Genomic DNA, 12,186 nt, shown 5'->3' with positions numbered 1-12,186 from the left:
CGGATGACGGAATGGTATAAAGTAGGACAACTTGTTAATACACATGGTGTGCGTGGAGAGGTTAAAATCCTCTCAACAACAGACTTTCCTGAAAAGCGATTTGCTAAAGGAAGCCAGCTTGCTATCAGACAGGAGAATGGGCAATATAAAACGTTAACTGTTGCCTCACATCGTGTTCATAAGCAATTTCATTTACTTACATTTGAAGGCTATACTAATATTAACGAGGTAGAGGGGTATAAAGGGCTTACCCTTTATGTATCCGCTGATCAACAAGAAGAGCTTGAAATCGGAGAATACTATTATCACGAAATCATTGGCTGTACGGTCGTTGATGAAGAAGGGTTAAAAATTGGACGAGTAATCGAGATTTTAAGCCCCGGTGCAAATGATGTATGGGTGGTTAAACGAGAAGGGCAAAAGGATCTTCTAGTTCCTTACATCGAGTCTGTTGTGCGAGAAATCGACATCACAAACAAGACGATTACGATTCATTTACTAGAAGGTCTTGATGTATGAGAATTGACGTTTTAAGTCTGTTTCCTGACATGTTTACAGGAGTCTTCGGACAGTCTATTTTGAAGCTTGCCCAAGAGAAAGGGCTTGTCTCCCTAAACGTAACAGATTTTAGAACCTACTCAACGAATAAGCACAGCCGTGTGGATGACTATCCGTATGGTGGGGGTGCAGGCATGGTCTTAACGCCTCAACCAATCTTTGATGCGGTTGAAGATGTGAAGCAGCCAGACGCAAAAGCTAGAGTAGTCTTGCTCTGTCCTCAAGGAGAGCCTTATACGCAAGCGAAAGCAGAGGAATTTGCACAAGAAGAGCAGCTTATCTTAATCTGCGGACATTACGAGGGTTATGATGAGCGTATCCGGAAACATCTTGTGACAGATGAGATTTCGCTCGGTGACTATGTGTTAACTGGTGGGGAGCTTGGAGCGATGGTCATTGTCGATAGCGTGACTCGTTTGCTTAAAGGAGCCCTAGGGAACGACGAATCTGCACAAACTGATTCCTTTACAATAGGAATGCTTGAGCATCCGCAGTACACGCGCCCAGCAGAGTTTCGCGGACTCGAAGTACCTGAGGTCTTACTTTCCGGTCATCACGGCCGTATTGAAGAATGGCGCACAAAGGAATCGCTCAAGCGGACATTTGAGAGACGTCCAGAGTTGATTAAGGAAGAATCTTTGACGCAAGAACAGCAAGAGTGGATCAAAGAGTGGAAAAAAGAGATGTAAGGTAAAAAAGCTTGGCATTTCATAAAAAGAATCTTGTATCACACTTTTATCTATGCTACTATAGACCTTGTGGCAATTCGCCCGTTATTAAGATGTTCCGCTGCGGCTATCCGACAAGAATGTCTGTTTGGAAGGAGGGGAATACGACTATGAGCAACATTATTCAAGAAATTACAAATGAGCAGCTTCGCACGGATCTTCCAGATTTCCGTCCTGGTGACACTTTAACAATTCACGTTAAGGTTGTTGAGGGAACTCGTGAGCGTATCCAGCTTTTTGAAGGCGTGGTTATCAAACGTCGCGGATTTGGAATCAGCGAAACATTTACAGCTCGCAAAATTTCTTATGGTGTAGGAGTTGAGCGTACATTCCCATTACATTCACCGAAAATCGACAAGATCGAAGTGAAACGTCGCGGTAAAGTACGTCGTGCTAAGCTTTACTATCTACGTAACCTACGTGGAAAAGCTGCCCGCATCAAAGAACTTCGCAGAAAAGCATAATCATTGGTTAACAATGATAAAAAAAGAACGTCCTTCGTTTGAAGGGCGTTCTTTTTGTTTAAATAAAATGTATAAATTTTCGAAAAACGTTGATTGCAAGTAAGGATACCAAAGTAAAACATTTGATGATAAATAAGGATAAAATTATATATATATTGTATAATTAACGAAAACATTTTTATATCCAAAAAATGGAGGTATAACTAATCTATGACCGAAAAACGATGGTACTTATCAACTTGGTTTATTTCAATATGTTTTGCTTTATGGATATTAATAATCCCTTTTATTCTGGGGATAGTGCTATTAATAACAAAACAGTTAGCTGAAAATAAGAGAAAAGCATACTGGAGAGAAAATGGATTAGATGATTTAGATAAAGTTAGATTAAAAACAGAGGAACTAATTAAAGAATCAGAGAATCTAAAAAAAGAAAAGGAAAAAATAAAACAGGATATAATAATTGAATCTGCAAATTTAGAAAAAGAAATTGAAAAAGTCAAAGAGAAAGTTAAGCATAAAGAAATGGAACTCTCTAAAGACAATGATCTAATCAAACTCGAAATTGAGAATGAAAACAATAAACTAAAATCGTTAAAAGCTGAGTTAGTTTCCTACGAAGAAGAGCACCTCAATCAAACATTTGGATTTTATGAACCTAAGTATGGGTTTGAAAACAGTGAATTATTTAAGAATGAATTAAATGACATAAGACAAAAGCAAAAGATAATGGCAAATGTAGATGAAGCAACGATCTCAAGAAGTTGGAAAGTTGATGGAAGTGAAAAAAAAGGTGAAGCAATGCGTAAAAGTAACGTTAAACTTGCAGTTAGAGCATTTAATCAAGAATGTGATACAGCAATCTTAAAAGCAAAGTTCAATAATATAGAAGTTATAGAAAAACAAATTAAAAAAGCACAAGATCAAATTAATAAACTTAATTCTCGTAATGGTATTGAAATTAGAGACGAATATTTAGCTTTAAAAATAGATGAATTATATCTAGTATACGAATTTCACCTTAAAAAAGAAGATGAAAAAGAAGAGCAAAGGCTATTAAAAGAGCAGATGCGTGAAGAGAAGCGAATTCAAGCTGAGATAGAGCGTGAGCGCAAAAAGTTAGAAAAAGATGAGAAACATTTTAAACAAGCACTAGAAAAGTACGATGTACAAATGGAAAACGCTAGCGAAGAGTTAAAACAAGAAATTCAGTTAAAAATTGAAGAAATTCAAGCAAAAGTAATAGATATTCAATCAGAAAAAGAAAAAGTTGATTTCAGAGAACAAAATGCTAGAGCTGGCTATGTTTATATAATTTCTAATATTGGTTCATTCGGAGCAGATGTATTTAAAATTGGAATGACAAGAAGGTTGGAACCCTTAGACCGTGTAAATGAGCTTGGGAGTGCATCTGTGCCATTTAACTTTGATGTACATGCAATGGTATTCTCAGACGATGCACCTAAACTAGAACGAGCACTTCATAAAGCTTTTGAAAATTATCAAATTAATAAAGTAAACCCAAGAAAAGAATTTTTTAGAGTAGATATAAATGAAATAGCTAAGGTAGTAAGGCAAAATCATAATAAAACAATTGAATTTACTAAGTTGGCCGTTGCTGAAGATTATAGAAAGTCCCTTCAATTGATTCAAGAAGAAGTTGAGGAGAAAACTTTAGATAAAATAGCTGTAAGTTAAATGGTTCAATTCTTCAATCTAAGGGGTAATATTCACTTTTCCTCACTGAAAAGAACATCAAAATTATACAAATAGTTATTTAATTCTGATGAAAGTTCAACTCCACCATCCCATTTGAAAGCAGGGTAATCATGAGACGTGCAAATCTTTTTGTGGCGTTAGTCGTCATTTTAGTGCTTAGTCTTCCTTTTATTGCGGGTCACAGGCTGATGTATGGTAGCTCTAGTTACATGGAGAAGATGGATCAGGAGGTTTACGAATATCTACTGAATATAGAAGGTTATGCACCTGAAGATATTTTAGCGGTCAAAACGGAATATAATGTTAAGAACAGTGCCAATACAACATATCTGACCTATGTGGACCTCAAACAAGACTATAAAAAATATGAGCACGTATTCGGCTACAATAAGGAAAAGGGTGTATGGAAGCAAGGACGGTTTTTGAAGGCTGAAAACTAATAAAACAATTAATAGCAGATTGGAGAGCTCAAATGAAAAGTCCTTTTTTAGTAAGTGGATGTGCACTTCTATTAATGTTAACTGGTTGTTTTAAAGGTGAAAGTCAGGCTGAGGTGAGTCCAGTCTTTACAAATGAATTTGGTGAGATGTTTGGCATTGATCAAAAAGTTGGAATTATAGGTGGGCCCGTTCTTGCTGGAGAGAGCCAAAAATGGATGTGGCATTTTTGGGGAGAAGAGGCTCCGAATCAGGATTTCAGTGCTGTAGCAACGAATCTAGATTCAAATGAAGAAATAAATCCAATCATACAAAATACAATTCTTACACAAAGAGATAGTCTTGAAATCATTAGCCACAGTCCATCTGAGGTACAATTCCCTTCTGCAGGCATTTGGAAAATTAAAACGTATATTGAAGATGATTTTTTTGAAGAGTTTCTCGTTCAGGTACATGCAGAGAGTACCGACTGATCATATAAAGAGATTCAACCATAATGAGATGGTTGAGTCTCTTTTTTTGATGCCTAAAAGACAGGCTAAGCCAGTATTGACGTATGATTTTTCCTCTATCGTTCACTTTTTGCCAACTTAAATGGTTAAACTCTGTATTAAGCAAAAAAAAAGAACGTTTTATACTTACAATTGTAAGCGATAACAACGGAAAGGGGAGAAATAGATTGCTTTTAAAGGACAACCAGATTTTTTTAGAGATCGAATTAGGCAATCGAGATGATGTCTTACATCTCATTTCCCAGAAGGCACAGGAATTAGGTATAACAGACGATCAGGAACAATTGCTAGCGGATTTAACCAGTAGAGAGAATACGTACTCTACAGCTTTTCAAGAAGGAATCGCCATACCACATGCGAAGAGTGCGGCAGTGAAGAGGGCCGCTCTGATCTTTATAAAAATGAAAGAAAAAATTGATTGGCAGTCACCGGATCAATTTAAGGTACAGAACATTTTCGCTATTCTTGTTCCAAATGTGGAGGCTGGAACAAGGCATCTGCAGATCTTGTCTGCCTTAGCTGGTCAATTAATGGAGGAAGAGTTCCAGGAACGCTTAGCTACCATTCAAACAAAAGAAGATGTATTAGAGTTATTAAACAGTGTTGAAAGAGAGGTCGTGTAAAGATGAAATTTGTAGGAGTAACTGCGTGTATCGCTGGGTTGGCACATACGCCAATGGCAGCGAAAGCACTTGAAAAGGCCGGAGCAAAGCTTGGTCATGATGTGAAAATGGAGCAACAAGGAGCACTTGGTCTTGTAAATGAAGTAACGCTAGAGGATGTACAAGAAGCGGATGCCGTTATTATCGCCGCTGATAAAGCCATTGATGGTGAAGATCGTTTCAAAGGGAAGCCAGTTGTTCGAATTAAGCTAGGTCAAGCGGTTTCCAATGGTGAGGCTGTCATTGAGAAGATTGTACAAGCATTAGAAAAAAGAAAACAGTCCTAATGTAGGAGGAAAAGAAAATGAAATCAAAAGCCGCAGAATTTAAAAAACATCTAATGACAGGAATTTCATATGTTCTTCCGGTTATTATTGCGGGGTCTTTAGTCGTTGCTGTTGCTAAAATTATTGCTTTCCTATCAGGTTATACAGATCTAGGAGAGTTTGCTGAAACAGGAGGGTTTCTCCACTACGTCTACCTTTTTGAACAAGTAGGTTGGACGGCAATTGGTTTGTTGAACCTTGTGCTTGCAGCCTTTATTGCCTTCTCCATTGCAGGTAGACCTGCTCTGGCAGCGGCACTTGTTGGGGGAGCATTAGCCACTTCAACGAATGCAGGATTCTTAGGTGCAGTTGTCGCCGGTTTCTTTGCTGGATGGGTAACAAATTGGGTTAAAAATAAAATTGTCATTGGTGGTTCACTTGCAACCGCTGTCCCACTAATTATTCTTCCATTAATTACGGTTGGAGCTACAGGAATCTTAATGTCACTTGTTCTTGGTGGTCCGCTAGGCTGGGTGAATACGGCTCTTCTTGAATGGATTACATCAATGACTCAAAGTAATGTTAACAACGTGGTTCTTGCATTAGTACTTGGAGCTATGATCGCGTTTGACATGGGAGGACCAGTTAACAAAGCAGCTTGGATGGCAGGGAACGCATTACTAATGAGTGGGATATATTTACCTGCAATCATTGTTAATATCGCCATTTGTATTCCACCGCTCGGGTATGGGCTTGCTACGATGATTAAGAAAAAGAATTTCTCTCCAGAGCTCAAAGAATCAGGAAAAGGTTCATTTGTCATGGGAATTATCGGGATCACAGAGGGTGCCATTCCTTTTACACTTAAAAGTCCATTTAAGCTCATTCCATTAAATGTAGTGGCAGGAGCAACGGGTGCTGCTGTAGCGATTTTACTTGGTGCGCACGATATTATGCCTCCAGTTGGTGGTGTGTATGGCTTCTTTACGGTCGGTAGTGGTTGGGCATATGTCGCTGGAATTCTAGTTGGTGCACTGATCATTGCGATTGGTTCAAATCTATTAGTTGATTTCCGCGAAGAAAAAAGCGTGGTTAAAGCTGAAAAAGCAGAGACAAAAAATGATGAACTGGATGAACTTGAGATCGAATTTGATCATTAATTAAACAAACTCGCTCTCACGCGAAAAAGGAGTTTTACGTTATGAAAAAAACAAAAGTACATGTGATTCCACATACACACTGGGATAGAGAATGGTATTTTACATCTTCACGTTCAACCGTTTACTTGGTGAAACATTTAAGTGAGGTACTTGATGCACTAGAAAGTAACGAAGGATTTAATTACTACTTGATGGATGCTCAAACATCTCTAATTGAAGACTATCTTAAGTATCGCCCTGAGGATGAAGAGCGAATTAAAGCATTAGTCAAAGCGAAGCGACTAATGACGGGACCTTGGTACACTCAAACCGATCAGCTAGTGATCTCGCAAGAATCGGTGACTCGTAACTTATTATACGGAACAAGGTATGCAAAAGAATTAGGTCACTCAATGGAAATTGGATACGTTCCAGATGCATTTGGTCAAGGCGGTAACATGCCTCAAATCTATAAAAACTTTGGAATTAATCGTTTTCTATTCTGGAGAGGCGTAGCCGATAATCGTCTAAAACAAACGGAATTTACATGGGAAGGTGATGATGGCACACAGATGCTATCAAACCAAATTCCATTTGGTTATTATCACGGCGGGAATATTCCTGAGGATGTAGAAGATATTGAATCGTATGTTGAAGATTTTATTGGCAGACTAGAAGCTAAGGCTTCAACAAAACATGTGTATTTCCCAAATGGTCTCGACCAAGCACCACTAAGAAAAAATCTGCCAGAGATTATCAATACATTTAATGAACTAGACAAAAAAAGAGAATACGTCCTTCATTCTCCAGAAACATTCTTTGATGAGCTGGAAAAAGATGTTGCGGATCTTCCGGTGATAAAAGGGGAGTTAACAGAAGGAAAGCATAGTCGCCTTCACAAGTCGATCTTCTCTACACGCGCTGATCTAAAGCAATCAAACAATGAAATTGAGAATTTCTTAGCGAATGTTCTAGAACCAATTCTTTCAATTAGTTATTCACTAGGGAATCCATACCCACATCGTGAGCTAGAAGAGATTTGGAAGCTTATGTTTGAAAATGCGGCCCATGATAGTATTGGTGGCTGCAACAGCGATACGACAAACCGTGATGTGGGATATCGTTATAAACTTGCTGATGAGAAGTCAAAAAATCTTCTAGACCTTCATATGCGATTGGTTTCTGAACGAATTCCGTATCAACATGATTTGAACTTTACGTTGTTTAATCCACTTCCGTATAAACGTTCTGGTGTTGTGAAGGTTGCACTTTATATTCCTGAAGAAAACTTCTCGGTAAAAGATTATAATGGGAATACGATCCCTTACTCAATTGAGAAGAAGGTTGAATTAACAGATTATGTGTTAAAGCAAACGATTCACCTCAATCCAAGTAAGAAGATCTATACGCCAGAAAAAGTATTTTTAGCCGAAATTTTATTGTATGTAACCAATGTGAATGGGCTAGGATATGACAGTTTTTATCTTGATCTAGCGTATAATGAAGAGCAACAAACATCAAACGTTTCTTCAAAAAAACAAATCGAAAATGAGTTCTTTGAAATCAGTCTAGCTGAGAATAATACATTAACGATCACTGATAAGCTAACGAAGAAATCGTACCATGATCAGATGATTTTTGTTGAGAACGGGGATGACGGAGACTCGTACAACTATTCTCCACCGCGTGAAGATTTATTGGTATTCTCTACGGATGCAGAATGTCTACAAGTAGAATATGTTGTTTCAGACGTGGAAGAACATCTTGATTTCACGTTAAAAATGAACGTTCCATACAACTTAGAAGAACGAGCAAACAAGAATGCGGATCGTGAGTTTGTGTTAAAAGCGAAAGTAGCTTTGAGAAAAGACGAGGAACTCATTCGTGTTGAAGTTGAAATGGATAATCAAGTATTAAGTCATCGTCTATGTGTTCAATTTAACACTGAAATTGCTAGTAAATTCTCAACAGCGGACCAACTATTTGGAACGGTTACTCGACCTGTTTACTTGCCTGAAATGGCCGTGTGGGAAGAGGAGAAATGGGAAGAAGCGCCAATTTCCATTGAACCAATGCAAAGCTTCGTTTCGCTTCATCATTCAACTAGTGTGGCAACTGTTTTCACAGAGGGTGTGCGTGAGTACGAAATTGTAGGTGAATCATATGATACCATTCAACTAACATTGTTCAGAACGTTTAGTCATATGGGAAAAACAGATCTCCTATACCGCCCTGGCAGAGCTTCTGGAGAAACAATTGTTGAAACACCGGATGCACAGCTACTCGGAAGCATTAAGGCAACCTTTGCCTATAGCATAAAGAATGAAACGACATTCGATGAAGCTGAGATTGCAAAAGTAGCAAAGGAATATTTATCACCAATGGCTTACTATCAATTCTCTGACTTCTTAAATGGTCGTATGATCTATGTCTATCGTGATGAAGAGAAAACAAATAAACGTTCGTATAGCTTGTTGCAACTGGAGAATATGAATTCAGTCATAAGTACAATTAAAAAAGCAGAAGATAGTGAGAACTACATTGTTCGTGTGTTTAATCCATTTACAGAAAGAACATCAACGATCGATGAAACATTAAATGAGAATGGTGAATTCGTCATGCTCGATGAAACCACTCAAGCAGAGAAAGTAAAAACGTTAAAACCATACCAGTTTAGCACCATCTTAATTGGTCAATAAGTAAGCTACCTAGGTTCCACCTACTTCATTTGAGTAGGTGGACATTCTTTCATAAAGAAACGTTCACCTATAAGGCGATGGTTTAGGTATGGTTTAAACGTTGTATGACGGATCTCTAAGAAAAAACAACATAGATCTTGCATCATGGAGAGGAGAGTCCAATGTTTGCTGACCACCGCAAAAATAAACTATTTAACCTTATAGAAAAAAACGAAGCAACGCTTAGTAGCGAACAAATAGCAGAATGTCTTTCTGTCTCTAACCGTACGATTCGCAAAGAAATTAAGGAAATGAATGAAGTATGTTCACAGCATGGTTTTCTGATTAAAAAGGTACGTGGCAAAGGGTTTTATTTTGAAATTGTAGAACAAGAACGGTTTCAATTATTTAAACAAGGAAGTTCAGTGTCGCCCTTATACTTTGATATTCATTCAAAAGAGGGAAGAATGAAGCAATGCATTTATAGTTTGTTGTTTGAAAGTGATTATATTAGTTTAGAAGAACTATCAGAAAGGCTTTTTGTCAGTCGAACAACACTAAGCTCTGAATTAAATGGTGTACGTATGTTCATCCAAGAAAATGGGTTAACTTTGCAATCAAAAGTTGGCAAAGGCGTCTATATTGAAGGAGAAGAAATTCAAAAACGTGAGACCCTTTTTTCTTTAATTGATAATCATATTGACTATACCCAAATCGAAACATATTTTAAATGGAAAAATCAAAACAATGATGTAGTTTTGCTTCAAAAGAAACTACCTTCTTTATTTCACAGCGCTCATTTGTATTTTACCGATGAGAATTTAAACAACTTTATTTATTATCTTGTTATCATGGCGGATCGCATAGCGAACCAACTTTCTATAGAGAATGAGTATGAACAGTCCGAAATCTCATCTGAGCTCAAGCAAGTGATGGATCCTTTGGTGACGATAGTAGAGAACTTATTTTCAATATCATTACCTAAATCGGAAATTTCCTACCTTTTTGTTCAGTTAAAGAGTAAAGTCATTAGTAAGGCTATACCTGATCAATCATCACAAAGCCTATTGATTGCGTACATTGACGCGTTCTTAATCAAAATCAATGAGAATTATTATTATGATCTTACACAGGATGTGCAATTAAAGCATGATTTAAAAAGTCACATTCAATCGATGCTCTATCGCGCCGAAAATAATATTAGAGTTAGAAATCCAATGGAAGAACACATCAAAAAATACTTTCCACTTGCGTATGAATTAACCTTATATGCGGTTCGATCCATTAAAGAAGAATTTTCCTACGATATTAATTTAGGTGAGGTTGCTTATCTAGCTCTTCATATTGGTGCTTCACTAGAGCGCAATTATCAAGTAAAATATGAACGTCACAACTCTTGTTTGATCGTATGTGGATCAGGTTTTGGAACAGCGCGTATCATTGAATCAACAATTAAACGTGCAATTCCAAATCTATTTATTACAAAGACCATTTCTGCTCAAAAGTATAATCAGTTACCTTATATTGAAGAAGATGTGGTAATCACTTCGGTTAAAATTGAAGAGAAGAATAAGCCGATCTTTAAAATTGAAACGCTACCATCAAAAAAAGAGATGCTCGAATTAGATAAGAAGATTACTCAAGAGTTAAGTAACACAAAAGACTTATTATCTAAATACTTTTCACCGTCAATCTTCTTTAAGCAATCCTTTAAGACTAAGGATGAAGCCATTCGCGTTCTCACTGAAGCTATGGCAAAAGAAAACATTATTCAAGATCAAGTTCAGTTCACCGAAGCCATTTTTAAACGCGAAGAACTAGGCTCAACGTTAATTGGTGAAGGAGTAGCCATTCCTCATCCACTTAATTTGCTTTCGGTTCGCACGCAAATCGGGATTGCCATATCAGATACGCCAATTGAATGGGATAACGGACAATCTACTCGATTAATCTTCTTACTTGCCATTAGCAAAGAAGATTACGAAGAGGCTATGGGGATTTATGATTTTATCGTTGAAGTCATTAGAGAAAATTTATCAGATGTTCTTTGCTCAGCTAAAAGCTTTACTGAGTTTATGCTAAGAGCAAAGCTTATCTATGAATAAGCTAGATATCTAAAGAGTTGGGAGAGTGCAGCATGTTAGCAGCAATTGAAGCTGGAGGTACAAAGTTTGTTTGTGCAGTTGGGGATGAAACAGGAAAAATAATTGATAAAGTAACCATTCCAACAACGGTTCCCTCTGAAACAATGAAAGAAGTCATTGCTTTTTTTAAACAATATCAAATAACGGCAATGGGTGTTGGCTCATTTGGACCGATTGATATTGACCAGGATAGTCCAAGCTATGGAAGCATTACATCCACACCAAAAACAGCGTGGAAAGACTATCCGATCGTTCAAGAATTAAAAAAAGAGTTTCCTATTCCAATCGGCTTTAATACAGATGTAAATGCCGCTGCACTGGGTGAAGCTACGTTTGGCGCAGCAAAAGGGCTTGATAGCTGTTTATATATTACTGTAGGAACAGGAGTTGGAGCAGGGGCAGTGATGCAAGGTCATCTGCTTCAAGGCTTATCTCATCCAGAGATGGGGCATATTCTCATACGCAAACATCCAGAAGATTCATTTGAAGGCGTTTGCCCATATCACAAGGATTGTCTTGAAGGGCTAGCAGCAGGGCCAGCTATTGAAAAACGCTGGGGACAAAAAGGGTCTGAGCTAACACATAAAGAAGAAGTTTGGGAGTTAGAAGGATATTATCTCGCTCAGGCAATGATGCAATATCTATTAATTCTATCTCCAAAAAAGATTATCCTTGGTGGTGGAGTTAGTCATCAAGAGGCCGTTTTTAAAGCGATTAGAAAGCACTTGCCGGAGATAAATGGAGGCTATATTGCGCTACCTGATTTAGAAAATTATATTGTAAGTCCAGGACTAGGAGATCAGGCTGGAATTACTGGTGCTCTCATGTTAGCGTATAAAGCTCTAAACGAACAAATAGCTTAATAGATCGATTACTTTT

12 protein-coding genes are annotated in these 12,186 nt (G+C 37.6%); all 12 read left to right on the top strand.

Features of this window, described 5'->3' with window-relative positions; genetic code table 11:
• The first annotated feature begins 3 nt into the window (after positions 1–3).
• Positions 4–519, top strand: a complete 516-nt coding sequence (gene rimM, locus JNO66_RS05935) for a ribosome maturation factor RimM (RefSeq protein WP_203087266.1) — start codon at positions 4–6, stop codon at positions 517–519.
• The gene (gene trmD / locus JNO66_RS05930) at positions 516–1,247 is read left to right on the top strand and encodes a tRNA (guanosine(37)-N1)-methyltransferase TrmD (protein WP_203087265.1); all 732 of its coding nucleotides are present in this window, start codon (positions 516–518) and stop codon (positions 1,245–1,247) included. The genes rimM and trmD overlap by 4 nt, the downstream gene beginning before the upstream one ends.
• Before the next feature lie 149 nt (positions 1,248–1,396).
• Positions 1,397–1,750 carry a 50S ribosomal protein L19 gene (gene rplS / locus JNO66_RS05925; protein ID WP_203087264.1) on the top strand — a complete coding sequence of 118 codons (354 nt, stop codon included), beginning with the start codon at positions 1,397–1,399 and terminating at the stop codon, positions 1,748–1,750.
• A 210-nt stretch (positions 1,751–1,960) separates the two neighbouring features.
• Entirely contained in the window at positions 1,961–3,448 is a 1,488-nt protein-coding gene (locus JNO66_RS05920) for a DUF4041 domain-containing protein (protein ID WP_203087263.1), read from the top strand.
• A gap of 131 nt (positions 3,449–3,579) precedes the next feature.
• A complete protein-coding gene (locus JNO66_RS05915; protein ID WP_203087262.1) occupies positions 3,580–3,909 on the top strand; it encodes a hypothetical protein in 330 nt (109 codons plus the stop codon).
• Between the two features lie 32 nt (positions 3,910–3,941).
• Entirely contained in the window at positions 3,942–4,379 is a 438-nt protein-coding gene (locus JNO66_RS05910; RefSeq protein ID WP_203087261.1) for a DUF4871 domain-containing protein, read from the top strand.
• 206 nt (positions 4,380–4,585) lie between these two features.
• Positions 4,586–5,041, top strand: coding sequence for a PTS sugar transporter subunit IIA (locus JNO66_RS05905; protein ID WP_203087260.1), 456 nt, complete (start codon positions 4,586–4,588; stop codon positions 5,039–5,041).
• 2 nt (positions 5,042–5,043) lie between these two features.
• Complete coding sequence (locus JNO66_RS05900; protein ID WP_203087259.1) at positions 5,044–5,367, top strand: PTS fructose transporter subunit IIB; 324 nt, start codon at positions 5,044–5,046, stop codon at positions 5,365–5,367.
• Positions 5,368–5,384: 17 nt separating this feature from the next.
• Positions 5,385–6,506 (top strand): PTS fructose transporter subunit IIC, encoded by a 1,122-nt coding sequence (locus tag JNO66_RS05895; RefSeq protein ID WP_203087258.1) that lies wholly within the window; start codon positions 5,385–5,387, stop codon positions 6,504–6,506.
• A gap of 41 nt (positions 6,507–6,547) precedes the next feature.
• Complete coding sequence (mngB, locus tag JNO66_RS05890; RefSeq protein WP_203087257.1) at positions 6,548–9,184, top strand: mannosylglycerate hydrolase; 2,637 nt, start codon at positions 6,548–6,550, stop codon at positions 9,182–9,184.
• Between the two features lie 161 nt (positions 9,185–9,345).
• The gene (locus JNO66_RS05885; RefSeq protein WP_203087256.1) at positions 9,346–11,268 is read left to right on the top strand and encodes a BglG family transcription antiterminator; all 1,923 of its coding nucleotides are present in this window, start codon (positions 9,346–9,348) and stop codon (positions 11,266–11,268) included.
• A 32-nt stretch (positions 11,269–11,300) separates the two neighbouring features.
• Positions 11,301–12,170: an ROK family protein gene (locus JNO66_RS05880; protein WP_203087255.1), complete on the top strand. Its 870-nt coding sequence runs from the start codon at positions 11,301–11,303 to the stop codon at positions 12,168–12,170.
• Positions 12,171–12,186 lie beyond the last annotated feature (16 nt).

The sequence above is a fragment of the Alkalicoccobacillus gibsonii genome (assembly GCF_016798245.1).
Taxonomy (GTDB): Bacteria; Bacillota; Bacilli; order Bacillales; family Bacillaceae_D; genus Alkalicoccobacillus; species Alkalicoccobacillus gibsonii.
The sequence above is the reverse complement of the archived record's forward strand: the minus strand, read 5'-3'. Positions and strand labels throughout refer to the sequence as shown.